Below are 24726 nucleotides of genomic sequence, written 5' to 3'. Positions count from 1 at the left end.
CTCAGGGAGTGGGCAGGGCCTGCATCGCCGCGACGAAGCCGCCTGCGTCCAACTGGCCGTCGAAGAAGCGCTGCACGGCCTGGTGCATCGGAGTCATCGCGGCCGGCGGGTAGGCCTGGTCCCAGGACAGCTGGAACGACGGGGCACGCTCGACCAGGTCGTACTGGTACTGCGAGTACGCCGGACTGGCCGAACTCGCCAGGAACTTCGGGGTGTTGGTGGTGGTCGGCAGGTTGCCGATCGCCAGCTGCGCCTTGACGAACTCGTCCGAGTACATCAGCTTGAGGAACTGCGCCACGGCGTCCGGGTACTTGGTGGTGCTGCGCACCGAGTAGAAGTTGTTGGTGTTGCCCACCAGGTCGTTCGGGTCGCCCTGCCCGTCGGCGACGCTCGGGAAGGCGCTGTAGCCGAGCTGGTTCTTGGCGAAGTCGGGGTTGGCGGACTGCTGGGTGGCGTACTCCCAGGAGCCCATCAGCTCGAACGCGGCCTTGCCCTTGGCCAGCAGGGCCGGTGACCCGCCGTCGGTGAACTTGACCGAGTCGTAGGTGGTGCCGAACGCGCCCGCGTCGATCAGCTGCTTGAGCAGGCCCAGGGCCTTGGTGCTCTCCGGGCTGCTCCAGGCGCTCTTGTCGCCGCCGACAGCCTTCTGGAGGACGCCGGGGCCGGCCACCCGGTCGAAGAGGTACTCGAACCACATCAGCTCGGGCCACTGGTCACCGCCGCCGAGGGCGATCGCGGTGATCCGCTTCGCCTTCAACGTGCGGACCTCGTCCAGTAATTGGTCCCAGGTGGTGGGCGGGGTGAGCCCGGCGTCGGCGAGTACCTTCTTGTTGTCGAACAGCAGCACCGGCTGGGTACCGCGCATCGGGACGCCGTAGGACCTGCCGTCGATGACGGCCGTGTTGAACACCGAGGGCAGGAAGTCGGCCTTCAGGGCCGGGTCCTTGGCGATCATGTCGTCGAGCGGCATCAGCAGGCCGGCCTTGACGAAGGGTGCGATGCTGCCGCCGCCCCAGTTGAAGAAGACGTCCGGCGCCTGCGGGGTGTTGATGACGGTCTGCAGCTTGCTCTGGTAGTCCGCGCCGGGAATGGTGTCGAGCACCGCCTTGACCTTGGAGGTCTTGTTGAACGTGTCGACGATGCTCTTCTCGACGGTGTTGCCCGCGTCGCCGTAGGCCAGGACGTGGATGACGCCCGAGCCGCCCGAGCCGCTGCCGCCGCTGGAGCCGCAGGCGGTGACCAGGGACAGCGCGGCCGCGCAGGCCAGGGCGGTGGCCGTCAGCGGAACGTGGGAACGGCGGGGAGCACGGGAAGGGTGGGAAGGGCTGGAAGCCCGACGGTGGGGGGCGGTCGAGACGTGCTTCATCGCCTGCCTCTTTCGATTGTTTCGGATGAACGACCGAATGTTGTGGGGAAACGTAGGCCGGGCGATCGAGCGCGTCAAGCCCTTCGCACAGCTTCACTTCACGGCTCCAACGCGTCGGGCAGGGGCTACCATCCGTGCTGTGAAGCTTTCAGGAAGCGGAAATTCGCAGGCAGCAGCGGACGAGGCGGACGAGGAGGAGGCCGTGACGGGAACGGCGACACTGGCGCAGATCGCCAGAGCGGCAGGGGTTTCAGCTCCGACAGTTTCGAAGGTGCTGAACGGCCGGGCGGACGTCGCCCCGGCCACCCGGGAACGGGTGGAGGAGCTGCTCCGGGCCCATGGCTACCGTCGGCGGCGCGGCACCGGCCACGCCGCGCCCCTGCTGGAGCTGGTTTTCCACGAGCTGGAGAGCCCCTGGGCGATGGAGGTGATCCGCGGCGTGGAGAACGTGGTCCGCGAGGAGGGGCTGTCGGTGGTGCTCTCCGAATCCTCCGGCCGCCTCAGCATCGGCCAGTCCTGGGTCGACGGGGTGCTGGCCCGCCGGCCGACCGGCGCGCTGCTGGTGCTCTCCGGCCTGGATCCGGTCCAACGGGCGCAACTCACCAGCCGGGACATCCCGTTCGTGGTGATGGACCCGGCCGGCGACCCCGGCCAGGAGGTGCCCGCGGTCGGCGCCACCAACTGGAACGGCGGCCTGGCGGCCACCCGCCACCTGCTGGACCTGGGCCACCGGCGGATCGCGGTGATCGCCGGGCCGGGCCGGATGATGTGCAGCCGCGCCCGGGTGGACGGCTACCGGGCGGCGCTCGAGACGGCCGGCGTCCCGTTCGATCCGGCCCTGGTGCGCGAGGGCGACTTCCACCACGAGGCCGGGTACGTCGCCGGCCTGGAACTGCTGCGCGCGCCGGACCGTCCCACCGCGGTCTTCACCGGCAACGACCTCCAGGCGCTCGGGCTCTACCAGGCCGCCCGCGAACTGGGCCTGCGGGTCCCGGAGGACCTGAGTGTCGTCGGCTTCGACGACCTTCCGCTGGCCCGCTGGGTGGGGCCGGCGCTGACCACGGTGCGCCAACCGCTCACCGAGATGGCCGAGGTGGCCACCCGGATGGTGCTCGACCTGGCCCGCGGCAACCGGCCGAACACGCTGCGGGTCGAGCTGGCGACCACGCTGGTGGTGCGCGGCAGCACCGCTGCTCCGTCCGCCCGCTCTTGACGGCCCGCCGCTCGGGCTTTAGGGTCGCCGCCTGGCGATCGGTAGCCTGGTCGAAACCTTCGAGCCCCCTTCAGCCGGGTCGGCCCCAGGGCTCCCCCAGCCGCGACCAACTGACGCCCCGCCGGTGACCAGGCGGCGGTCGCACCCCCATGGCGACCGCCGCCTGCCGCCTGCCGTCGCGGCGTCAGGCGGGGGACGATCCGGCCGGCGGCGGGTGCGCCCGACTCCTTGACAGTGAGTCACCGAGGGGCCAATCATCCAGACGTGGAAGCGCTCCCACGCACCACTCCCCCAGCCTCCACCCACCCCCAGCGGAGGAAACGCCATGCGCCGTTCGCGCCGCAGGTTGTCATTGCTCATCGCGGCATCGCTGACCGCACTCCTGGCCGCCGTCCATCCCGGGACGGCATACGCCGCCGCCCCGACCACCATGACCGACGGTTTCTACGTCGATCCCGGCTCCAGCGCCCAGCAGTGGCTCAACGCCAACTCCGGTGACGGCCGCGCCGCCGCCATCCGTTCGTCGATCGCGAACGTGCCCACGGCCCGTTGGTTCGGCAACTGGAGCGGCCCCATCGGGACGGCGACCGGCGCCTTCGCCGGTGCCGCCGCCGCCAACGGCAAGCTGCCGATCCTGGTCGCGTACGACATCCCCAACCGGGACATCTGCGCCGGCCAGTCCGGCGGCGGTGCCGGCTCCGACGCCGCCTACGACAGCTGGATCGCCGCCTTCGCCAGCGGCATCGGCAACCGGCCGGCGGTGGTCGTCCTCGAACCCGACTCGCTGGGCGACGAGAGCTGCATGACGCAGGCCCAGATCGCCGATCGCAACGCGCTGCTGAACAACGCCGTCGCCCAGTTCAACGCCAAGGCCCCGAACACCTGGGTCTACCTGGACGCGGGCAATCCCGGCTGGCTGGACGCCACCACCATGGCCCAGCACCTGGTCGCGGCGGGGCTGCGCGGAGCCCACGGGTTCTCCCTCAACGTGTCCAACTTCTACCCCACCGCGCAGAACACGGCGTACGGCAACGCGGTCGACGCGGCACTGCAGCAGACGAACGGGTTCACCAAGCCGTACGTCGTCGACACCAGCCGCAACGGCAACGGCTCCGACGGCCAGTGGTGCAACCCGGCCGGCCGCCGGACCGGCACGCCCACGCAACTGGGCGGCGGCGCCGAGATGCTGTTGTGGATCAAGGCGCCCGGCGAGTCCGACGGCAACTGCGGCACCGGCGCCGGCTCGAGCGCCGGACAGTTCCTGCCCCAGATCGCCTACAACCTGGTCTACGGGTACTGAGAGTCGCTGAACATCCCATGTATGCCGGAACTTCCGGCACGGCAACGAAGAGACAAGCCGCCAGATTGCCCACAAAGGTGCCACTGTCCGCCATCTGCCTCGGCGAGGTCTTCGACTACGAACGCGGCGGCCCCGGCGACATCGCCGCCCCGTACTGGCACGGCAACGGCTCCTACCGGCTGGTCAACCGCACCAACGGCATGGTCGCCGACGGCTGGGGCGCCACCGCCGACGGGTCGCCCGCGCAGCAGGCCGGCTGGAACGGCGGCACCAACCAGCAGTGGCAGATCACCGACCGGGGCAACGGCCAGTACAGCATCGCCAACCGCACCGCGGGCCTGGTCCTGGACGGCGGCGGACAGGTCGCCTCCGGCTCCGTCACCAAGCAGTGGACCTGGAACGGCAGCACGAACCTGCAGTGGTCCTTCACCGCGCAGTAGCCCGGTGACCGGGGGCGGTTCACGACGTGCTCGTGAACCGCCCCGTTCGTCGAGTGCCGTCAGCTCAGGGTGATCGAGTTCCCGGACACCGTCACCTTGGCCTCCGCAAGCGGCTGGGTGGCCGGGCCGTTGGCCACGCTGCCGTCACTGATCTTGAACTTGCTTCCGTGGCAGGGGCAGTTGATCGTTCCGCCGGTCACGTCGCCGACCGTGCAGCCCCGATGGGTGCAGACGGCCGAGAACGCCTTGAACTCGCCGGGAGCGGGCTGCGTCACGACGACCTTCTGCTCCTCGAAGATCTTGCCGCCCCCCACGGGGATGTCCGCGGTGGCGGCCAGCGGGGAGCCTCCGGCGGCCGGGGCAGCAGAGCCGGAGGCCGCGGCGGAGCCGGCGGACGTCGGCGGCACGGCCCCGCCCGCCGGGAGCGAGGAGTCTTGGACGGCAGGTGACTGCGCCGCCGACGGCTTGTCGGTGCCGGAGCACGCGGCGAGGGCCGCCACCAATCCGGTGCCGCTCACGGCCGCCACGACCGTGCGGCGCGTGGGGAATCCTGCTGCGCTGGGGTTCTCTGCCACTGCGTGTTCCTGTTCGCTGAGAGTGCCGGTGGTACGGGCCGTGACCGGCCCGGAAGCGGTCGCCCGCGTTCTAGCACTCATACGCTCGCTGACGGCCGAGCGTTCAATCCGGCGGAGGAATTCCTGACGCCCGCGTGCCGTCTCCCGGCGCACCCGGACCGGTCGGCCTCCGCCGGACACTCTCACGCCGGGTAGGGAACTCGGCCTCCCGGGTGCCGGCGGGCTGGGTGTGCAGGGTGCCGGCCGGGCCGCCGATCCGCAGCTTCCACGGGTGCGGGCTGTCGGTGGTCACCCGCAGCAGCTCACCCTCACGCCGCAACTGGAAGACGGCGGTCCGGCCGGGTCCGTCGGTGCGCGGGATCTCCAGGATGCGCTCCGCTCCGTCGGCGAAGGCGTGCACCCGCAGCTCCACGCCCTCCGCCCAGGCGCAGACCGGGTGCTGGTCGTCGGCGGCGAGCGGGATGACGGAGTCGGGGCGGGCGAGCAGCGGCAGCGTGCGGAAGCCATGCTGCTCCCGCACCCAGCGTGGGCCGGTGAACTGGTCACCCGTCAGGAAGTTGGTCCAGGTGCCCTCGGGCACGTAGTACTCGACCATGCCCTCGTCGGTGAAGACCGGGGCGACCAGCAGGTCCTCCCCCAGCAGGTACTGCCGGTCGAGCGCGGCGGCGGCCGGGTCGTCCGGGAACTCCAGCAGCATGGCTCGCATCACCGGGATGCCGGTGGCGGACGCCCGCTGGGCGGCGTGCTGCAGGTAGGGCGCGAGGCGGTGCTTGAGCAGGGTGAACTCGCGGGTGACCTCGACGGCCTCCTCGCCGTAGTCCCACGGCACGCGGTAGGACTTGCTGCCGTGCAGTCGGCTGTGGGAGGACAACAGGCCGAACTGCACCCAGCGCTTGAAGACCGCGGGCGTGGGCGTGCCCTCGAAGCCACCGATGTCGTGGCTCCAGAACCCGAAGCCGGACAGCCCGAGTGACAGGCCGCCGCGCAGCGACTCGGCCATCGCGTTGAAGTGGGACTCGCAGTCGCCGCCCCAGTGCACCGGGTACTGCTGGCCGCCGGCGGTGGCGGACCGCGCGAAGAGCAGCGCCTCGCCCTCGCCGCGCTCCTCGCGCAGCAGCTCGAAGACGGCCCGGTTGTACAGGTGGGTGTAGCAGTTGTGCATCCGCTCGGGGTCGGATCCGTCGTGCCAGACGACGTCGGTGGGGATGCGCTCGCCGGTGCACCGCGAGCCCGGGTCCGGGTCCACCGTCGCGAACACGGGAGATCCACACCACCCACCCGAGCACGACGCCATCCCCATGGAGGGACAACATGAGATGGTCGTTCCACACCACCCGTAACCGCACGGTCGCGACCGCGTGTCGGTGTCGGTCGACGCCGCGCAGCAGCTCGCCACCAGCCCGAGCACCGGCGTCGGCGTCGGCGTCAACACCGCCGTCTTCGACGCGAACATGAACGCCTCCGACACCCCCGGCCTGCTCGCCAACGCCGGCATCGGCGCCGTCCGCTACCCCGGCGGCAGCCACTCCGATGTCTACCACTGGCAGACCGGTACCGCCTCGGGCGGCGCCTACGTCGCCCCGAACACCGGCTTCGACGCCTTCATGGGCACCATGCGCGCGGCCGGCGCGCAGCCGATCCTGACCGCCAACTACGGCTCCGGCACCGCCCAGGAGGACGCCGCCTGGGTCCAGTATGCCAACATCACGAAGGGATACGGCGTCAAGTACTGGGAGGTCGGCAACGAGGTCTACGGCAACGGCGAGTACACCAACGGCAACGGCTGGGAGTACGACACCCACAGCAGCCACAGCGCCACCACCTACGCCAACAACCTCGTGCAGTACATCTCGGCGATGAAGGCGGTCGACCCGACCATCAAGATCGGCGCCGTACTGACCACCCCCGGCTTCCGGCCGGACGGCATCGTCGGTCCGGGCGACACGCAGGACTGGAACCACACGGGCCTGTCGATCGCGGGCTCGAAGATCGACTTCGCGATCGTGCACACCTACCCGAGTAGCACCAGCGAGGCCGACCTGCTCAGCAAGCCGCAGGCGCTGATCCCCAACATCAGCGGCTCCGTGCGCTCGCTGATCAACCAGTATGCCGGTACCAACGCCCCCAACGTCGGTATCGCGGTGACCGAGGCCAACGCCGCCATCCCCCAGGGCGGAAACGTCCAGTTCGTCTTCCAGGCGACCTGGACCAGCAGTGACGCCGACCCGTCCACCTTCTGGTTCAACGGCTCCACCTGCGCAACCGGCTAGTGCCGCGAACGAACCGTGGTGCCCCGGCCGCCCAAACAGCCGGGGCACCACCCCTCAAGAACAGACCCTGAGAGGAACTGAGCACGTGTCAGGCCAGCACCAGGCGGACGGTACCGTCGCCAACCCCGTGATCCCCGGCTTCCACCCCGACCCCAGCATCTGCCGGGTGGGCGACGACTACTACCTCGTCTGCTCCAGCTTTGAGTACTTCCCGGGCATCCCTGTGTTCCACAGCCGCGACCTGGTGAACTGGAGTCAGATCGGCAACGCCCTGGACCGGCCGAGCCAGCTGCGCCTGCCCCGCGACATGCCCTCCTCCGCCGGGATCTACGCGCCCACCCTGCGCCACCACAACGGCCGGTTCTGGCTGATCGTCACCAACGTGGGCGCAGCCGGCAACGTGCTCTTCACCGCCACCGATCCGGCGGGCCCGTGGTCCGACCCGCTGCCGCTGCCCGGCGTTCCCGGCATCGACCCCGACCTGGCCTGGGACGAGGACGGCACCTGCTGGTGCACCGTTGCCGGCATCTCCCAGCTCCGCCTCGACCCGGTGACCGGCGAGAACCTGAGCGAACCGGAGCGGACCTGGTCCGGCGCGCCCGGAGCGCAGGCCCCCGAGGCACCGCACCTGTACCGGATCGGCGACTACTGGTACCTGCTGATTGCCGAGGGCGGCACCGAGCGCGGCCACTGCGTCTCGATCGCCCGCGGCGACTCGCCGACCGGCCCGTTCGAGCCGTGCCCGGCCAACCCGATCCTGACCCACCGCAGCACCCATCACCCGATCCAGAACACCGGCCACGCCGACCTGGTGCAGGCGCCCGACGGCTCCTGGTGCCTGGTGCTGCTCGGCGCGCGGCCGGGCGGCGGCACCCCTGGCTGGCACGTGCTCGGCCGCGAGACCTTCCTCGTACCGGTGAGCTGGGTGGACGGCTGGCCCGTGGTCGGCGACCTGGAGCTGGAGATGCCCGCGCCGGGCTGGCCGCTGGCGCCCGTTCCGCAGGTGCCGACGCGGGAGGACTTCGACCAGGCCGAGCTGCACCCGCAGTGGATCTCGGTGCGCGAGCGCCGCGCCGAGCTCTGCGGCACCGAGGAGCGCGCCGGGTGGCTGACCCTGCACGCCGCCGGCGGCTCGCTGGACGAGCCCGACGCGGTGTTCGTCGGCAGGCGCCAGCAGCACCGGAGCTGCCGGGTGCGCACGCTGGTCGACGCCTACGCCGGCCGGGGCGGCCTGGCCGTCCGGCTGGACGAGCAGCACCACTACGAGATCGAGGCCGACGCGGGCGAGGTGCGGGTCTTCGCCCGGATCGGGCCGCTGCGCACCGAGGTGGCGGTCCGGTCGCTGCCCGTCGGGCCGGTGGTCCTGGGCGTCGACATCGCCCCGGCGCCGCCGCAGGACGCGCGGACCGGGCCCGATCTCCTCTCCTTCGGCGTCGAGGAGCCGGACGGCACGTTCACCGTGCTCGGCACCCTCGACGGCCGCTACCTGTCCACCGAGGTGGCCGGCGGCTTCACCGGCCGGGTGATCGGCATGTATGCCGCATCCGGCACCGTCCACTTCGACTGGTTCGACTACGAGACCGAGCAGCCCCGCTGACGGCTCGTCCGGAAATCACCAGCCCCTCCACCCCCACCCCCGAAAGGCACGACCCGTGAAGGATGCAGCGCAGCACCCCCGGTCGCTCAACCGCCGACTCGGCCGCACGGCCGCCCTCCTGGTGGCACTGGCCACCACCGGCAGCCTCGCCAGTGGCACCGCCATGGCCGCGCCCACAGCCCCCGGCTGGTTCCCCCCGGGAAGCTGGAACGCACCGGCCCCGCACGACCCGATGGCCGCGGTGGCCGCCATGCAGCCCAGCTGGAACCTGGGCAACACCCTCGACGCCGTCCCCGACGAGACCTGCGGGGGCAACAAGGACCGGCTGCTGGTGCTGCCCACCCAGGGCTGCACGCCGTCCCAGCCCCTGATGGACGATCTGAACGGGGAGATCGCCTCCCTGCACGACCACAACCTGGTGGCCACCGTGCACTACTACGGCTACTACCCGTTCAGCGCGAACATCGCGGGCGGCACCACCTTCGACGCCACGGACCAGAAGATGCAGGCCGACACCTTCGCCCTGATGCACAGCGAGTTCGTCGCCAAGGGGATACCGGTCTACCTGGGCGAGTACGGGCTGCTCTACCGCGCCGCCGTCGAGTCCGGCCGCCAGGTGCGCATCCTGCACGTCCGCCAACTGCACGACCCACGCGGCGACCGCGAGGGGGTGGCGCCCGAGGTGGCGGCCCGGCGACGCCCCGTGCTGGTGGTCCCCGGTCTCTACCTCGCCGAGGACTCCACCCTGGACTGGCTGGAGGCCTACGCCCGCGCCGGCGGCCACCTCGTGCTCGGCCCCCGCACCGGCTACGCCGACCAGGAGGCCCGGGCCCGCCACGAGCTCACCCCGGCCCGCCTGACCGCCGCCGCCGGCGCGCACCACGAGGAGTTGAGCAACGTCTCCGCCCCGCTCCCCCTGCGCACCGCCCCCGGCAGCCCGCTGACACTCCCCCAGGGCGCCACCGCCACCCACTGGGTGGAGGGGCTGACCAGCACCGGCGCCACGGTGCTCGCCGCGTACGACCACCCGCACTTCGGCCGCTGGGCCGCCGCCACCACCCACGCCCACGGCGCGGGCCGGGTGACCTGCGTCGGCACCGTGCCCAGCCACGGCTTCGCCACGGCCCTGGCCGGCTGGCTCGCCCCGACCCCGGTCAGCGGCTGGCGCGACCTACCCGCCTCCGTCACCGCGACCACCGGCACCAGCCCCGACGGGCGACGCGTCCACGTGGTCCACAACTGGAACTGGGAACCCGCCGAGGTGCGCGTCCCCGTCGACCTGACCGACGTCCTGGCCGGCGGTGCGGTCGCCGCGGGCACCCAGGTCCAGCTGGGCTCCTGGGACGTCCGGGTCTTCACCAGCGGCTGAGAGAGCCTGCCCCGCCGAGCCCATCACCCCGTCCCCTCTTGAGGACCCACTCCCGTGATCCCCATCCCGGACCGTTCCCTGTCGCTCCTCCGCCCCCTGCGCGACGCGCGGGCCCCGCTGCTGACCGTCGTCATCCACCGCACCGCCGGCGGCCATGGCGCGCCGGGATCTTCCAACGGCAGATGGTCCGGGCCCGCGACCTCGCCGCGCGCACCGGGGCGATCAGGGTGATCGTCTCGCACCGCTTCTCCACGGTCACCGGCGCCGATCTCATCCTGGTGCTCGACGGCGGGCGGCTCGTGGAGATCGGCTCGCACCGGGAGCTCCTGGCCGAGCGGGGCCGCTACGCCGAGCTCTACGGCATCAAGGCGACGGCCTACGCCGGGCCCTGAGTGCGGCCGGCCCGGGCCCCGCGTGTGGGCCCGGGCCTCCTGCTCACCCGGGACTGCTGCTCACCCGGCCGAGAAGCGGTACACCGTGGTGGAGCGGTACTCCTCCCCCGGACGCAGGACGGTGGAGGGGTACTCGGGCCGGTTGGGCGAGTCGGGGAAGTGCTGGGTCTCCAACGCGATGCCCGCGTGCGCGGGGTACGCCCGGCCGTAGCGGCCGGTGAGCGAGCCGTCGAAGTGGTTGGCGGTGTAGACCTGGATGCCCGGTTCGGTCGTCAGGCACTCGACGCGCCGGCCGTTGCCCGGGTGGCTCAGCACGGCGGCCTGCCGCAGACCGGTGCCGTCGAGCACCCAGTTGTGGTCGAAGCCGCCACCGGCCAGCCGGATCTGCGGATGGTCGGCGGCGATCCGGCGACCGATCGCCCGTGGCTCGCGGAGGTCGAACGGCGTGCCGTCGACCGGCTCGGCGGGACCGAGCGGGATCAGCTCCGGGTCCACGGGGGTGTACCGGTCGGCGTTGACCTGGAGCAGGTGGTCGAGCACCGTCGAGCGGCCCTCGCCCGCCAGGTTGAAGTACGCGTGGTTGGTGAGGTTGACCACCGTCGGGGCGTCCGTGGTCGCCCGGTAGCCGACGGAGAGTTCACCGTCCGGGTCGAGCAGATAGCTCACCTCTGCGGTGACCGCGCCCGGGAATCCCTGGTCGCCGTCCGGGCTGTGCAGGCGGAACCGGACGCCGACCCGCCGACCCGCCCGGACCACCACGCCGTCCCACAGGCGGGTGGCGAACCCGTCCGGTCCGCCGTGCAGGGTGTGCCCGCCGGCCTGGGTGGCCAGCTGGTGCACCCTGCCGTCCAGGGGCAGCGCACCGCGCGCGATCCGGTTGGCGTAGCGGCCGGCTGTCGCACCGAAGTACGCGGCCTCCCCGAGCAGTTCCGGCACGCCGTCGCAGCAGAGGACGACGTTGGCCCGCACCCCCTCCCAGTCCGGCGCGTGGACGGCCTGCAGCCGGGCGCCCAGGTTGAGCACCTCCACGCTGACGCACCCCGGGAAGCCGAACGTCCAACGGGTGACGCACCGCCCGTCCGGGAGCGTCCCGGCAGTCTCCTGGGTCGCCTTCGGTTCACCGGTGGTTTCGAGTGCGTCTCTCGACACGGGACTCTCCGTTCGGCATTGTGCGGGAAAAGCACAACGCCCGCCCTGGGAGCAGGCGTTGTCGGATTCGAGAGGGGTACCGGCCAGATTCCGGCCCTTCCCCGCCGCTGGTGCGCCCTCGTCCGGGGAAGGGAAGGCACACCAGCGGCAGATCACCGTTCCGCTGCCTCCCCCTCAGGAGGGCCGAACGGGCGCCGCCGACGAGCAGGGTGGCCGGCGACACCGGAAACTCGATCGGCGAAGCCGAGAGGTTCACATCTCAACTACCGCGCAGTGAGATTGTTAACGCTCACAATGATCCTGTCAAGCGCGATGGATCATGGTGCGCCGGTGTCAACGATCCGTTCGAAGAAGAACTCGTGCTTGAGGAAGGAGACGTCGTACTCGTGGCCCGGATACGGCGGGATGAGCTGGGCCGCCTGGAACAACCGCCAGCCGTCCTGGAGCGCCGCCACTCCCGAGTCTTAGGGCGGCTCGTCGCCGTCACCCGTGGTGGGCGAGGTGCGGCCGGTGCCGTCGTACTGCGACCAGCCGACGACGTACGAGTCGAGCGCCGAGTCGGACAGGTACAGCACGAGTACCTGCTGACGGAGCGTCGCCCGCACCGGGAGGGTCGATTCGATGGTCATACCGCGGCCTCCTGTGGGCGGTTGGAGACCCTGGTCACCCAGTGGTCGAGGTCGAAGCCGTGGTCGCCGGTCAGCTCCCGCCACAGCAGAATGCGGTTGTACCGTTCCAGCCGGCCGGTCGCCGGCTCGTACCACGAGGCGCGCCTGACGGAGCCCCTGACGGTGCCGGAGATCGCCAAGGCGGCCGGCGTCTCCCACAACCACCTCACCCGGCTGTTCCGCGCCACCACCGGGGAGACGGTCGTCGGCTACATCCGGTCCCGCCGGATGGAACGGGCACGCCACTTCCTGCGGGCCACCACCCTGTCCATCCCCGCCGTCGCCGCCTCCGTCGGCATCCCCGACCTGCAGGCGTTCAACAAAGCCTGCCACCGCGAACTCGGGGCATCCGCGCGCGCCGTCCGCGCCGCCGACGGCACCCGGGCAGTCGTACCGGCCTGAGCGGGATCAGCGTGGCGGGCCGAGGATGATCTGACCGTAGAGGTCGGCGCCCTCGGCCATGCTCTGCTGCGAGAGTTGGAAGCCCTCGGGGCGGGGGGTCGCCAGGTCCCGGCCGGAGTGGCGGAACATGCCCTCGATGCCGCCGGGAGTGCAGATCATCAGCAGATCGGCGGTGTCGGAGGTGATCCGGTAGCCGTGCGGGATGTTCCTGGGCAGGTAGACGATGCCGCCCTCCGAAAGCTCCATCTCCTTGTCGTCGCACCACAACAGGGCCTCGCCCTTGAGCAGCATGAAGACCTCGTCCTCACGGGTGTGCAGGTGGTACGGCGGGGCCTCGCCCTTGGTGACACTGAAGCGTCCGACGGTCAACTGTCCATCGGTGGCGGCGCTGTCGAGGAGGAGTGCCAGTACTCCGCCGTCGAGCCATTCGAGTCGCTGGTGCTGGTCCGGCTGTGCGAGGTAGGGCATGGTCATGGCGTCTTCCCTTCGGTCCGGTCCGGATCACACGGTGGGAATTTCGGGTCAGCGTGCCGCCGCGAGTGGGAGGCGCCTCTCGCGCCGGCGGCAGTGCTGCCGACACCGCACTCGAGCGTCTCATGACTCGTCAGCCGAACCGGCCCCCGCGATCCGGGCCACGGCCTGGCTGAACATCGCCCGCCACCGGTCTGCGTCCATGCCAAGGACTTCAGGCACCCCTGTCCTGCAACGCGGTGACGGCCTGCGCGGTGACGGCGCCGATGGCCCGGCTGATCGCGGCGTCGTCCGAGCCCGGCCGGGATCGAGTGAAAACAGCGGCGGCATACCGGCGGCCGTCGGGATAGGAGATCACTCCGATCTCGTTGCGGATCACGCCGGCCAGGCTGCCACTCTTGGCCGCGACCCGTACTGGCAACCGGAACCCGCTCGCGATCCGGTGCCGGGTCACCTGCCTTGCCATCGCGGCGCGCACACGCTCACACGCGGCTGCCGGGCCCGCCTGGTCAGTCCAGATCAGCCGCAGCAGGTCGACCATGTCGCGAGGAGTGGTGCGGGTCCCCTGCGACGGGTCCAAGGCGCGGGAGGCCAGGAGCCTCTCGTCGGCCTGCGCCATCTCGTTCGCCGATGCGCCGGCTACCCAGGCCAGCAAGTCCTGCCAGCCGGCACGGCCGATATCCTGGCCGATGGAGTCGAGCATGGTCCGCAGGTCGGACTCGATCACCGTACCGGTCAGACCGAGCCGAGTCGCCGTCGCGTTGAGTGCGCCGACGCCGACCCGCCGCAGCAGCGCGTCGGTGGTGTCGTTATCGCTGATGGTGAGCATCAGGACGACCATGTCCCGCCACGAGAGCACGGCATCGTCGTTGAAGAGCGAGATCCCAACCGGGCCGGGAGTCCGATCGGCGGCACTCAGCGTCACCCGCTCGCACGGGTCCAATCGGCCTTCAACGAACCAGGTCTCCGCCTCGAGGGCGACCTGCACCTTGACCACCGAGGCCGGGACCACAGGCTCATCAGCCAGCAGACCGACCTCGGCGTCACCTTCCAGCGGCTGGACGCATAAAGCGCCCTCGCAGCCGGCCCGTTCGAAGATCTCTCGGATGTCGTCCGTCATGACATCGATTCTGTCAGCTCTGAGTGATCGTCAAGCCGTCTCGGAGTCGCGCCCTCGGGTCAGGGACACCAGTGCAGCCCCCCGCATCGCCACCCGTCGCCGGAGCGGCCCCCGTTGAGGCAGTGGGGGACCGCACCGGCGCCGGGTTCCGTCCCGCTCCCCACCCTCCAGGGGGCGGGACGCAGGGCCGTCGGCCGGAGTTGGGAGACCTGGGGGCAGCCACCTCCGGCCGACGGAGCTCTCGATGGCACCGAGAAAGAAGAGTGTTAACGCTCACACATTTTCTGTCAAGCCGGCGTCAACTGAGGGTCCACTGCTGGTTGGAGCGGCCGGAGCAGGTCCAGAGCTGGGCGAGGGTGCCGTTGGCGGTGGCGGCGCCGGTGACGTCCAGGCACAGGCCGGACTGGACGCCGGTGACGCTGCCGTCGGTGTTCAGGTGCCACTGCTGGTTGGTCTGGCCGTTGCAGGGCCAGACCACCACCTTGGTGCCGTTGGTGGTGCCCTTGCCGGAGGCGTCCAGGCACAGCTGGCCGCTGCCGCCGTAGACGGTCAGCTGGTCGGACGAGGTGTGCGTCCAGGTCTGGTTCGAGCCGCCCCAGCAGTCGTAGATCTGCACCTGGGTGCCCGCCGTGGTCGAGGCGTTCGGCACGTCCAGGCACCTGCCCGCACCCACCGACCGCAACGCACCACTGGCGACCCCCGTGGCGGTGCCGTACCCGGCGGCGGTGATGTTGGCCTGGACGGAGTTCTCGGTGGCGTCGCTCGGGTAGCCGGAGGTCATCACGCCCTCGTAGAAGGTGCCCGCCGACCCGTTGCTGTTGTCACCGCCGATGCCCAGGATGATCGCACCCTCCTTGTGCATCGGGTTGTAGCCTGACACGTTGGGCCGCGCCCCGCTGTAGCCGGTGGCCAGGCCGCCCGACTGCGCGTCGCCGGAGCGGATCGCCCACTGGTTCGGCCCGCCCTTGACCATGGCGGTCAGGAAACGGTCGTTGACGCTCGGGTCATTCGCGTTGTAGCCGGCGTTCACCCCGGAGAACAGGCCGTTCTCCTGATCGGCCATCACCCACGGTCCGTTGCCGCTGCCGTAGCCCCAGACCTTGATGTCGCCGAAGTAGATGGCCTCCATGGTGCCGTTGCCGTTGTCGTTGTTGTTGGTCTCGGCGTTGCCGTAGTCGAAGCAGCAGCCGCCGTTGAAGTGCGTGCCGTCCAGCACCGCGTACATGCCCTCCGGCTGGTCACCGGTGGCGATGCCCGAGGTGTTGTCGTCGCGGTAGCCGGTTCCGGAGGCCACGTAGACGCCGTACGCCTGGTGCCCGCCCAGGGTGATCGGCGCGGCGGTGGCGTCGGCCAGGTTGTCGGCGTTGTGGGCGGCACCGCCGCCGGGTGCCTGGGTGAGGTTGTTGCCCTTGCCGGACTGGTCGTAGATCACCGTGATGACGCAGCTGGTGCCCGCACAGAACGCGTCCTGCGCCGCGGCGTCGGCGTAGCCGCCGGTGCTCAGCAGACCGATGTTCTTGGTCGCATTGTCGGAGGCGCGCCGCACCTGGTACAGCGCGCCTCCGTAGGAGCCGTACAGCGCACGCGTGGTGGAGTGCGCGGCCACGCACGGCGTGCCACCGGCCGCGTAGATGTCGCACGGCCCCTGGGTGGCGGCCTGCGCCGGCGCGGCCGTGGTTCCGGCGGTCACCAGCGCGCCGAGCAGGAGGGCGGCCGCGGCGGCCGCCCGGGCGGGGGCGGCGGTTCGCTGTGACCGCCGCAGGCGGCCCCAGACATGACGGATCTTCATCCCGAAATCTCCCTGTAGCGCGAACGAGTAGGGGTGTTAGCGCTAACAGCCTGCACCCCGGGATGCCGGTCCACGGGGGAGGATGTCATGGGAGGAGACGGTGCAGTGCCGCTGACCGGCTGTCAAGGGGTTGCGCGGGAAGTGGATTCGGACGCGGTCGCGGCCGGACCCGCCGCATCCGGCTCCTCCGCTGGCCAGCGGTCGCCGTCGGGCTCCGGAAGTTTCGAAACAATGCCGAAACTTTCAACCGCGTCTTGACTCCCCGATCGGGCGGCGGCTTTCCTGTGCCAGGGAGCCGGTCTCGTCGAGCGCCGTTGCCGGACGGCCCAGCTCGGCGCCTTCCCGGCCCCCTCCCCCAGGGGGCTGTCGCAGCCCCCGCTCCCGCGCACCCGTGACCCGTCGGCCGTACGCCGTACGCCGGTGCCGTCAGCGTGCGCACCTCTCCGGAACCACCCACTGGAGGTCGGACATGCAATCTGGAACAGCAGTGAGGGCAGTGCGCCGTGCGCGCGCCGTCCTGCTCACCGCCGCACTGGCGACCGCGATCGGTCTGCCGGCCACGGCCGCTTCCGCCTCGGCGGCGGCCTTGAGCGCCACCCCCGCCACCCCCGCCACGTCCGCCACGTCCGCCACGTCCGGCGCGACGCTCAAGGCCGCCGCCGAGGCGGACGGCCGCTACTTCGGCACCGCGCTGACCGACGGCGATCTCGGCGTCAGCGGCGAAACCGCAGTCGCCGCAGCCCAGTTCGACATGGTGACCCCGGGCAACGAGATGAAGTGGGACACCACCGAGCCGTCCAACGGCGCCTACAACTTCGGTCCCGGCGACCAGATCGTCGCCTACGCCAAGGCCAACGGCATGCGGGTGCGCGGCCACAACCTGGTCTGGCACAGCCAACTCCCCTCTTGGGTCAGCAACTTGCCGACCAATCAGGTCCAGGGAGCAATGGAGGGCCACATCACCACCGAGGCCACCCACTACAAGGGCCAGGTCTATTCCTGGGACGTGGTCAACGAACCGTTCAACGAGGACGGCTCGTTGCGCCAGGACGCCTTCTACAACGCCATGGGCTCCGGATACATCGCCGACGCGCTGCGCACCGCGCACGCCGCCGACCCCAACGCCAAGCTCTACCTCAACGACTACAACATCGAGGGCGAGAACGCCAAGAGCAACGCGCTCTACAACCTCGTCTCCTCGCTCAAGTCCCAGGGCGTGCCGATCGACGGCATCGGCCTGGAGAGCCACTTCGTCCTCGGCCAGATCCCCGGCGACATGCAGGCCAACATGCAGCGGTTCACGGCGCTGGGCCTGAACGTCGCCGTCACCGAACTCGACGACCGCATCCAACTCCCCGCCACCAGCGGGTCTCTGGCCCAGCAGGGCACCGACTACGCCACCGTGGTCCGCGACTGTCTGGCCGTCAGCGGCTGCGTGGGCGTCTCCCAGTGGGGCGTGGACGACGCGCACTCCTGGATCCCCGGCACCTTCCCCGGCTACGGCGCCGCCACCATGTACGACGACAACGACCAACCCAAGCCGGCCCACGACGCGGCGCTCTCCGCCCTGGGCGGCACGCCCCCGGTCGGCGGCGGTAGCAGTGGTGCGTTGCGGTCGGTGGGTGCGGGCAGGTGCCTGGACGTGCCGAACGCCTCGACCACGGCGGGCACCCAGGTGCAGATCTACGACTGCTGGGGCGGCTCGAACCAGACCTGGACGCACACCTCGTCCGACCAGCTGACCGTCTACGGCGGCAGCGGCCAGCTGTGCCTGGACGCCTCCGGCAAGGGCACCACCAACGGCACCAAGGTGGTGGTCTGGCCCTGCAACGGCCAGACCAACCAGCAGTGGCACCTGAACACCGACGGCAGCGTCACCGGCGTCCAGTCCGGCCTGTGCCTGGACGTCACCGGCGCCGCCACCGCCAACGGCACCCTCGCCCAGCTCTGGACCTGCTCCGGCCGCTCCAACCAGCAGTGGACCCTCGGCTGACCTGCCGCTGCGCTGGACCCGGTCCGGGCTCGGACGGCGGCAGGTCAAGCCGCCGTCCGAGCCCGCCCGAGCCCGCCCGAGGGCCCGGCCCCGGATCGGCTCCGCTAGGCCGTTACGGTGTGGACCCCTTGCAGCCCGACCCAGCCCCCGTCGATGACGGCACCCTGACTCCGCGTCAGCTGCGCTCCGGGCCACTGCGTCTGAGGCTGAGCCCCGGACCGGACCCCCTGCACTCCGACCCAGCCCCCGTCGGTGGCGGCCTGAGCCATGGTGGGCACGAACGCGCCGGCCAGTGCGGCGGTGACGACCAGTGCGGCAGCAGTCTTTCGCATGCGCATGATTCCCCCCTCTGTGAGCACAGCGGCCGACCGGACCGGTGGTTCCCGTCGCACCACTGTTCGTACGCACATCCTGCCCGGAGCGTCCACGGGCGCGCCACTGGAGCCCGGGAGTCCGCTTCCGCCCGGACGTCGCCACCGGGTGCCCGTGCCCGTTCACCGCAGGCCGCGCGGAACTCGTGAGGCCGACTTCACCGGCCCCCTCTGGTTCGCCTACGCCCGATGTGGTGAGATGTGCGCTCACGGTCATGGTCGCTGGTGGGGGTGCGAAGTGCTCAGGAGCGGACAGCTGCTCGCGCTGGACGAGGACGCGGTGCAGCTCGCCGCCACGGGCCTGGTGCGGCTCGGAGTGCAGCAGTGGCGGGACACCGAGGCGGGGGCCGCCGCGTGGCGGATCCGGGCCAGCTCGTTCGCGCACGTGTGGCTGGCCTTCGGCGACGCGCCGGGGCCGGACCTGCGGGTACCGGCGGGCGCGGTCCTGCGCTCACTCGTGGACCGGGCCGCGCAGCTGCTGCTGCGGGTCCATGACGGGCACCGCCCGGCCGTCCTGGAGTGGCTCGGCCTGCGCGCGGCCGAGGCCCGCGAAGAGGCCCGTCGGACGGAGCTGGCGCACCCCGCCGAACCCACCGCCCTCACCCTGGTCTGGCACGGCGTCCAGGCCCTCGGCGCGGAGGGCGGGGCCGGCCACGGGCAGCGGATCGACGACCGGTGCGAGGCGTACATCCGCGCGCGGCACCAGCGGCGGGACACTCTCGCGCTGATCCTGGCCTGCGCCCGGCTGACCGCCACCGCGCTGGCGGAGCTCGGCCAGCTGGATCCGGCCCGGGCCGCCGAACACCTGGAGGAACACGCCGCCCGCTCCATGCCGCTCGACGGCCCCGCGCCGCTGTGGGTCCCCGGACGCCCCCGACAGCCCACGGACTGAGGACCGCCCGGCCGCCTGCCGCCGGCCGCCTGCCGCCTGCCGCCTGCCGCCTGGGGCGTGTATAACTCTCGGCAGTCCGCTACCTCACCCTCACCGTCGCCCCCGCCTTCGCCTTCGCCTTCGCCCGGAGCAGCCCGTGCCCCTCACCCATGCCCGACGCCGGCTCCGGATCGCCGTGTTCGGCGCCGGATCCATCGGCTGCCATCTCGGCGGCATGCTGGCCGCGACCGCCGATGTCACCCTGATCGGCCGACCGGCCGCGATGGCGGCGATCGACGCGGACGGGCTGACCGTCACCGGTCCGGGCCCGGCCCGCCGCGAGACGCGGGACCTGACCACCGCCGCCGACCCGAGCGCGGCAGCCGGCGCCGACTACGTCCTGGTCACCGTGAAGTCCGCCGACACCGCGGCCGCCGCCCGCGACCTCGCCCCCCACCTGGGCCCCGACACGGTGGTGGTGAGCTTCCAGAACGGCCTGCGCAACCCGGAGGTCCTCGCGGCCGCGCTGCCGGCCCACCGGGTGCTGGCCGGCATGGTCCCGTACAACGTGGTGCGCACCGGTCCCGCCGCCTTCCACCAGGGCAGCGGCGGGGCGCTGATGCTGGCCACCGAGAAGGGCGCGGAGGACGGCGCGGAGGACGGCGCGGAGGCCCTGGCCGACGCGGCCCGGGCGAGCGGTCTGCAGCTGGAGCTGCGCGCGGACATGCCGGCCGTCCAGGCGACGAAGCTGCTGATGAACCTCAACAACGCGGTCAACGCGCTGTCCGGCCTGCCACTGCGCGAGCAGGTCGGGCAGCGGGCCTACCGGCAGTGCGTGGCGCGCTGCCAGCGGGAGGGGCTGGCAGCGCTGCGGGCTGCCGGGGTGCGGCCCGCGCGGCTCGGCCCGGTTCCGCCGGGGCTGATGCCGCGGGTGCTGGACCTGCCCGACGCGCTGTTCCAGCGGCTGGCTGGGGCGAGCCTGCGGATCGACGCCACCGCGCGCTCCTCGATGTGGGAGGACCTGCAGCGAGGCCGTCCCACCGAGGTCGACTCGCTCCAGGGCGAGATCGTCGCCCTCGCCGAACGCCACGGCCTCACCGCCCCCGCCAACGCCCGGCTGATCGCCCTCGTCCGCGACGCCGAGGCGGCCGCCCCCGGCACCGCCCCGAACTGGGCCGGTACCGCGCTCCTGGCTGAGCTCACCTCGGCCCGGTGACGCAGGCCTCAGCGATGCCCGCCCCAGCCGGGTGCGATTCCCGATTGCCGTTCCTAGGAGTCCTAGGCTATACCTAGAGCTCCTAGGAACAAGGGAGCGCACATGCCACGGGCCGGACTGACGGCGCACCGCGTGACGATCGCGGGCGCCGAACTGGCGGACGAGGTAGGACTCGAACAGGTGACCATGTCCCAGCTGGCGCGGCGGCTCGGGGTGAAGGACGCGAGTCTCTACTCGCACGTCCGCAGCCTGGAGGACCTGCGCGGTCGGATCGCGCTGCTGGCTGCGGACGAGAAGAGCCTCCTGATCGCCGAGGCGACTGCCGGGCGGGCGGGCAGGGAGGCCCTGGTCGCGTACGCGAACGCCTGGCGCCAGTACGCCCACCGGCATCCGGGCCGCTACCTGGCGACGCAGACCCCGATCCGGATCGATCCCGAGCTGGCCGCGCAGGCGTCCGGACCGCGGCGTGCCGTCGAGCTGACGTACGGCATGCTGCGCGGCTACGGGTTGGCCGAGCCCGACCTCACCGACGCCGTCCGGTTGCTGCGCAGCACGTTCCACGGATTCGTCACCTTGGAGGCTGCCGGCGGATTCGCGCACGAGCGTTCGCCGCAGGACTCCTGGATCCGCGCGCTCGACGCCCTGCACTCCCTCCTGGAGCACTGGCCCCCGTCCCGAGAAGGAGACTCCTCATGACCGACCCGACCACCGGCAGCCTTCGCGTCCACGGCGCGACCTTGCACTACGAAGTACGCGGCCAGGGCCCGCTCCTGCTGCTGATCCCCGGCGGGACGGGCGGTGCGGCCTCCTTCGACGGCATCGCCGACGACCTGGCCGACCGCTACACGGTCGCGACCTACGACCCACGCGGCCTGTCCCGCAGCACGCTGGACGATCCCGAGGCCGACCAGCACGTCGCCGAACACGCCGACGACGCCTTGCGGATACTGGACCTGCTGTCGCCCGACCGGCCCGCCCGGGTGTTCGGCGCCAGCTCGGGCGCGATCGTCGCCCTGCACCTGCTGATCACCCGCCCCGACCGCGTGGAACGCCTCGTGGCGCACGAGCCGCCGGTCGTGGAGGTCCTCCCGGACGCCCACGAGCACCGCGCACTCCTGGCGCGCGTGCAGGAGACGTTCCGCAGCGAGGGGCTGATGCCCGCGATGGGCGTGTTCGCCGCCGGGCTCACGGCAGGCGCTCCCTCCGAGCCGCCGACCGCGGCTGAGACCGCAGCTGAGACCGCGGCCAAGCGCGAGGTCGAGGTCGAGCTTCCGCCGCAGGCGGCGGCGCGCGCCGAGCGGACGATGGCCGGCCTGCCGTACTTCGTCGGGCGCATCGTGCCGAGCTTCATGTCCTACGCCCCGGACGTCCGCCGGCTGGAGGCGCTGTCGGACCGGCTCGTCCTCGCCTGCGGCGAGGATTCGCGCGGCGAACTGCCCTACCGTCCCGCCGCGTTCCTCGCCGAGCAACTCGGCACAGGCCTCGTGCACTTCCCCGGCGGCCACACCGGCCTGACCACACACCCCGCGGCCTTCACCCACCGCCTCGCCGAGGTCCTGCGCGCCTGAGCGCCTGCTCCTGCTCCTGCTCCTGCTCCTGGCGAAGAACAACACCGCGCCCGCATCCGCATCGAGAAGGCCATCCGCTGGGGCGGACGCCCGGCGAAAATCACGTGACCCTACCAACGCCACCGGCGACACTGACGCCATGACCGATCCCGCGCTGCCTCAACTGCTCCGACCGCGTGCCCTGAGGCTCGGAGATCTCGTTGTCATCGCCTCGCTGTCCGGTCCGCTGCCGGCCGCTTACGAACCGAACGTCGAACAGACGGTGGTTGTGCTCAAGCGGATGGGATTCCGCGTGCGCCGGGCTCCGCTACTCGAAGTAGGACGCCGCCATTGGTGGAGCGCGGCCACGCCGGCGGAGATCGCCGAAGAGCTCAACGCCCTTCTGCGAGATCCCGAGGTGCGCGCGATCGTCGCGAGTGACGGCGGCCAGACGGCGTTCGGTTACCTCGACCTGATCGATGCCGACGCGATCAGGGCCGATCCCAAGCCGATCCTCGGCTACAGCGACATCTCACTGCTGCACCTGGTGCTCTACGCGCGCACGGGTCTGGTCGGGTTCCATGCCGACATGGCCGTCCCCGGCTTCGGCGGGCACTGGCAGTCCGCGCCGGCGGCGCGCCAAGCAGAACTCGAGAAGCTCTACACCAGGCTGCTGACCAGTACCGAAGCGATCGGTACGCTGCCCGCAAGCCCGTCCTGGGAGTGCTGGCGTCCTGGTCGTGTCGAAGGCCGGCTGATCGGCGGGGTGATCAACCGCATCGTGATGGCGCAGGCGACGCCCTTCGCGTTGCCGCTCGAACAGTTCGACGGCGCGGTGCTGTTCTGGGAGGAGATGGGCGGCCTGGCATCATACGTGTGGAGCTATCTGCAGGTGATGCGACACTGCGGCATCCTCGATCGGATCTCCGGCATGGTCGTGGGCGTTCCACGCGAGATCAGTGGACTCGAGCCCGGCACCTCCCCGACCCTGCCCGAGATCGTCCTCGACGTCCTCGGCGACCGTGACATCCCGGTCCTGGGCAACGTCGAGTTCGGGCATGCCGGCCCGAATCTGCCGATGCCGGTCGGCATCCGCGTCGGCCTCGATGCGCAGCAGCGGACGTTGTCGCTGCTCGAACCGGCAGTAGGGCCGCACGCGATGACGGAACCGGTCGGCTGAGCACCGCAGATCAGTGAGCCGACGCCTCCCCGGCAGCGCCCCCCTGGGCCGGCTCACGCTTTGGTGACTGCCGCCCCGAGTCGCTTGTTCGGCCTGTAGGAGGGGCGAGAAGACAGCCGTCGTCACCATCACAACCCCGTCCGGAAGACACCGGCGAGAGGCCGCGCGACAGTTGGCGGCGGATCTCGACGGCGAGCGCGAATGGCTCGTGACGAACGGCGTCCCGCCGATGCGGAACTCAGGCGGTTGCGCCCTCAGGCAGCCGAGCTATGGATGACCGGCGGCCAGCAGCGTCAGCGAACTGCCCGAAAGGGCGACCGATCGCCCGGAGCGGACCGCCCGGACGGATGGCGGCTCTGCGCGAATCACTCCTTCACCGCGCCCTCCCAGCCGCGATATCCAGGATCGGCGCCACCATCCGCCCGCAGGGAGGGCCCTGAATCCGCATGCGTCCCCATGACCCCAGCAAGGCACCCGACCACATGGACCCCTGTCGACCGGACCGACCGCCGGTCGACGCGACGCGCGGAGCTGCCGCACCCGCCGCGGCGCTGCCCGCGCTCCCCACCGGGTCAAGGGCAGCGGATGTCCGGGTCAAGACTCGGTCAGACGCACAACGAGCCTGCTTCCAGCACGAGCTGGTGGACCGTCATACATTCCAGCTAAGATTAAGGAACTTCGCCGACGTATTTTTCTTGGCTATCGAGGGGTTTCACGTGCACATGTCGACACAGGGTTCAGCCGTGGCGGCCGTCCGCCGCCGGATCGCCGCCGTCATCGGCTCCATCGCGCTGATGGCCGCCGTCATCGTCGGCGGCACGGCCGCCGGTACGGCCGACGCCGCAGCTGCCACCCCGCAGGCGACCCACTCGGTCGGCGGCTGGACCTGCGCCGGAACGCCGATCCCACCCGGGTACGTCCTCACCGGCTATCAGCGCTCCGGCTGCAACGGCGCGGGCTCCTGGCTCCAGCAGCCCGTACGCGACGGGATCTGGACCTGCGCGGGTTCGCCCATCGTGTCCGGCTACGTCATCACCAACTACCTCAGCTCCGGGTGCAGCGGCATAGGCGCCTGGTACCACCAGCTCGCCCGCAACGGCGCCTGGACGTGCGCGGGTTCGCCCATCCCGCCCGGCTACGTCACCACCGGCCACCTGAGCTCGGGCTGCAACGGCATCGGCTCCTGGTACCAGGTCCAGGTCCGCAACGGCGTCTGGACCTGCCCGGGCTCGCCGATCCCGGCCGGCTACCGCAGCACCAGCTACAACGCCCAGGGCTGCAACGGCCTCGGCGCCTGGCTGACCGTGCGCGCCTGACAGCCGCTCCCAACGCTGGAGGCACCGCGAGCACGCGGTGCCTCCAGCGTTGCCACGGTGACGCGCGAACAAGGCCGGCCTCGACTGAGCAGATCCGCCGGCCGCGCGCCA

At 71.4% G+C, this 24726-nt stretch carries 18 protein-coding genes and 6 pseudogenes; 15 read left to right on the top strand and 9 right to left on the bottom strand.

The annotated features are described in order from the left end of the window. Nucleotide 1: 1 nt before the first annotated feature. Nucleotides 2-1366, bottom strand: a complete 1365-nt coding sequence (locus BS80_RS29395) for an extracellular solute-binding protein (protein ID WP_083975521.1) — start codon at nucleotides 1364-1366, stop codon at nucleotides 2-4. 202 nt (nucleotides 1367-1568) lie between these two features. Here BS80_RS29395 and BS80_RS29390 point away from each other — a divergent pair, with 202 nt between their 5' ends. The 3 genes and pseudogenes from BS80_RS29390 to BS80_RS29380 all read left to right on the top strand — a co-directional run. Next, entirely contained in the window at nucleotides 1569-2579 is a 1011-nt protein-coding gene (locus BS80_RS29390; RefSeq protein WP_232246715.1) for a LacI family DNA-binding transcriptional regulator, read from the top strand. Nucleotides 2580-2904: 325 nt separating this feature from the next. After that, a complete protein-coding gene (locus BS80_RS29385; RefSeq protein WP_035803721.1) occupies nucleotides 2905-3879 on the top strand; it encodes a glycoside hydrolase family 6 protein in 975 nt (324 codons plus the stop codon). Nucleotides 3880-4040: 161 nt separating this feature from the next. Next, a pseudogene (locus tag BS80_RS29380) lies at nucleotides 4041-4319 on the top strand (RICIN domain-containing protein); the annotation flags it as partial. A gap of 59 nt (nucleotides 4320-4378) precedes the next feature. Here the strand turns inward: BS80_RS29380 and BS80_RS29375 are convergent. Next, complete coding sequence (locus BS80_RS29375) at nucleotides 4379-4894, bottom strand: Rieske (2Fe-2S) protein (protein ID WP_035803718.1); 516 nt, start codon at nucleotides 4892-4894, stop codon at nucleotides 4379-4381. 103 nt (nucleotides 4895-4997) lie between these two features. Further along, nucleotides 4998-6110, bottom strand: a pseudogene (locus BS80_RS29370) (TIM-barrel domain-containing protein); the annotation flags it as partial. A gap of 142 nt (nucleotides 6111-6252) precedes the next feature. Here BS80_RS29370 and BS80_RS29365 point away from each other — a divergent pair. From BS80_RS29365 to BS80_RS29350, 4 genes and pseudogenes are all read left to right on the top strand, one after another. Next, nucleotides 6253-7164 carry a hypothetical protein gene (locus BS80_RS29365; RefSeq protein WP_051967347.1) on the top strand — a complete coding sequence of 304 codons (912 nt, stop codon included), beginning with the start codon at nucleotides 6253-6255 and terminating at the stop codon, nucleotides 7162-7164. A gap of 85 nt (nucleotides 7165-7249) precedes the next feature. Next, nucleotides 7250-8761, top strand: a complete 1512-nt coding sequence (locus BS80_RS29360) for a glycoside hydrolase family 43 protein (protein WP_035803716.1) — start codon at nucleotides 7250-7252, stop codon at nucleotides 8759-8761. Nucleotides 8762-9068: 307 nt separating this feature from the next. Then, nucleotides 9069-10130 (top strand): annotated as a pseudogene (locus BS80_RS38205) (beta-galactosidase trimerization domain-containing protein); the annotation flags it as partial. A 182-nt stretch (nucleotides 10131-10312) separates the two neighbouring features. Beyond that, nucleotides 10313-10522: a hypothetical protein gene (locus tag BS80_RS29350; RefSeq protein ID WP_035803714.1), complete on the top strand. Its 210-nt coding sequence runs from the start codon at nucleotides 10313-10315 to the stop codon at nucleotides 10520-10522. Nucleotides 10523-10582: 60 nt separating this feature from the next. On the opposite strand, the gene BS80_RS29345 is transcribed toward BS80_RS29350, so the two are convergent. The 3 genes and pseudogenes from BS80_RS29345 to BS80_RS43150 all read right to left on the bottom strand — a co-directional run. Then, nucleotides 10583-11671 (bottom strand): aldose epimerase family protein, encoded by a 1089-nt coding sequence (locus tag BS80_RS29345; RefSeq protein WP_051967345.1) that lies wholly within the window; start codon nucleotides 11669-11671, stop codon nucleotides 10583-10585. Between the two features lie 317 nt (nucleotides 11672-11988). Then, a pseudogene (locus tag BS80_RS29340) lies at nucleotides 11989-12300 on the bottom strand (hypothetical protein). Next, a pseudogene (locus BS80_RS43150) lies at nucleotides 12297-12434 on the bottom strand (phytanoyl-CoA dioxygenase family protein); the annotation flags it as partial. The pseudogenes BS80_RS43150 and BS80_RS29340, both read right to left, overlap by 4 nt. A 1-nt stretch (nucleotide 12435) precedes the next feature. On the opposite strand from BS80_RS43150, the pseudogene BS80_RS29335 reads away from it, so the two are divergent. Next, nucleotides 12436-12741 (top strand): annotated as a pseudogene (locus BS80_RS29335) (helix-turn-helix transcriptional regulator); the annotation flags it as partial. A 6-nt stretch (nucleotides 12742-12747) separates the two neighbouring features. Here BS80_RS29335 and BS80_RS29330 read toward each other — a convergent pair. The 3 genes from BS80_RS29330 to BS80_RS29320 all read right to left on the bottom strand — a co-directional run bounded on the left by BS80_RS29330 (nucleotide 12748) and on the right by BS80_RS29320 (nucleotide 16121). Beyond that, a complete protein-coding gene (locus tag BS80_RS29330; protein ID WP_035803712.1) occupies nucleotides 12748-13215 on the bottom strand; it encodes a cupin domain-containing protein in 468 nt (155 codons plus the stop codon). A gap of 211 nt (nucleotides 13216-13426) precedes the next feature. After that, a complete protein-coding gene (locus BS80_RS29325) occupies nucleotides 13427-14332 on the bottom strand; it encodes a serine hydrolase (protein WP_035803710.1) in 906 nt (301 codons plus the stop codon). A gap of 298 nt (nucleotides 14333-14630) precedes the next feature. Further along, nucleotides 14631-16121 (bottom strand): arabinofuranosidase catalytic domain-containing protein, encoded by a 1491-nt coding sequence (locus BS80_RS29320; protein WP_083975511.1) that lies wholly within the window; start codon nucleotides 16119-16121, stop codon nucleotides 14631-14633. Nucleotides 16122-16617: 496 nt separating this feature from the next. Here BS80_RS29320 and BS80_RS29315 point away from each other — a divergent pair, with 496 nt between their 5' ends. The 7 genes from BS80_RS29315 (at nucleotide 16618) to BS80_RS29280 (ending at nucleotide 24615) form a co-directional block, all read left to right on the top strand. Beyond that, complete coding sequence (locus BS80_RS29315) at nucleotides 16618-18114, top strand: endo-1,4-beta-xylanase (protein WP_408607442.1); 1497 nt, start codon at nucleotides 16618-16620, stop codon at nucleotides 18112-18114. A 609-nt stretch (nucleotides 18115-18723) separates the two neighbouring features. After that, nucleotides 18724-19377, top strand: coding sequence for a hypothetical protein (locus BS80_RS29305; RefSeq protein ID WP_035803706.1), 654 nt, complete (start codon nucleotides 18724-18726; stop codon nucleotides 19375-19377). A gap of 136 nt (nucleotides 19378-19513) precedes the next feature. Further along, on the top strand, nucleotides 19514-20572 hold the full coding sequence (locus BS80_RS29300; protein WP_269676127.1) for a 2-dehydropantoate 2-reductase: 1059 nt from the start codon (nucleotides 19514-19516) through the stop codon (nucleotides 20570-20572). Nucleotides 20573-20674: 102 nt separating this feature from the next. After that, entirely contained in the window at nucleotides 20675-21268 is a 594-nt protein-coding gene (locus BS80_RS29295; RefSeq protein WP_035803704.1) for a TetR/AcrR family transcriptional regulator, read from the top strand. Next, complete coding sequence (locus BS80_RS29290) at nucleotides 21265-22140, top strand: alpha/beta fold hydrolase (RefSeq protein WP_035803702.1); 876 nt, start codon at nucleotides 21265-21267, stop codon at nucleotides 22138-22140. The genes BS80_RS29295 and BS80_RS29290 overlap by 4 nt, the downstream gene beginning before the upstream one ends. Before the next feature lie 139 nt (nucleotides 22141-22279). Next, nucleotides 22280-23299, top strand: coding sequence for a S66 peptidase family protein (locus BS80_RS29285; RefSeq protein WP_035803700.1), 1020 nt, complete (start codon nucleotides 22280-22282; stop codon nucleotides 23297-23299). A 743-nt stretch (nucleotides 23300-24042) separates the two neighbouring features. After that, entirely contained in the window at nucleotides 24043-24615 is a 573-nt protein-coding gene (locus tag BS80_RS29280) for a hypothetical protein (protein WP_232246685.1), read from the top strand. The last annotated feature ends 111 nt before the right edge of the window (nucleotides 24616-24726 follow it).

This window comes from Kitasatospora mediocidica KCTC 9733 (assembly GCF_000744225.1).
GTDB classification, from domain to species: domain Bacteria; phylum Actinomycetota; class Actinomycetes; order Streptomycetales; family Streptomycetaceae; genus Kitasatospora; species Kitasatospora mediocidica.
Note: the sequence above shows the minus strand (reverse complement) of the source record. Positions and strands in the feature narration are given on the sequence as shown.

Coding starts and splice junctions, on each gene's coding strand:
- BS80_RS29330 (WP_035803712.1), bottom strand. CDS start 13,215: ATGACCATGCCCTACCTCGCACAGCCGGACCAGCACCAGCGACTCGAA.
- BS80_RS29385 (WP_035803721.1), top strand. CDS start 2,905: ATGCGCCGTTCGCGCCGCAGGTTGTCATTGCTCATCGCGGCATCGCTG.
- BS80_RS29290 (WP_035803702.1), top strand. CDS start 21,265: ATGACCGACCCGACCACCGGCAGCCTTCGCGTCCACGGCGCGACCTTG.
- BS80_RS29295 (WP_035803704.1), top strand. CDS start 20,675: ATGCCACGGGCCGGACTGACGGCGCACCGCGTGACGATCGCGGGCGCC.
- BS80_RS29325 (WP_035803710.1), bottom strand. CDS start 14,332: ATGACGGACGACATCCGAGAGATCTTCGAACGGGCCGGCTGCGAGGGC.
- BS80_RS29320 (WP_083975511.1), bottom strand. CDS start 16,121: ATGAAGATCCGTCATGTCTGGGGCCGCCTGCGGCGGTCACAGCGAACC.
- BS80_RS29350 (WP_035803714.1), top strand. CDS start 10,313: ATGGTCCGGGCCCGCGACCTCGCCGCGCGCACCGGGGCGATCAGGGTG.
- BS80_RS29285 (WP_035803700.1), top strand. CDS start 22,280: ATGACCGATCCCGCGCTGCCTCAACTGCTCCGACCGCGTGCCCTGAGG.
- BS80_RS29395 (WP_083975521.1), bottom strand. CDS start 1,366: ATGAAGCACGTCTCGACCGCCCCCCACCGTCGGGCTTCCAGCCCTTCC.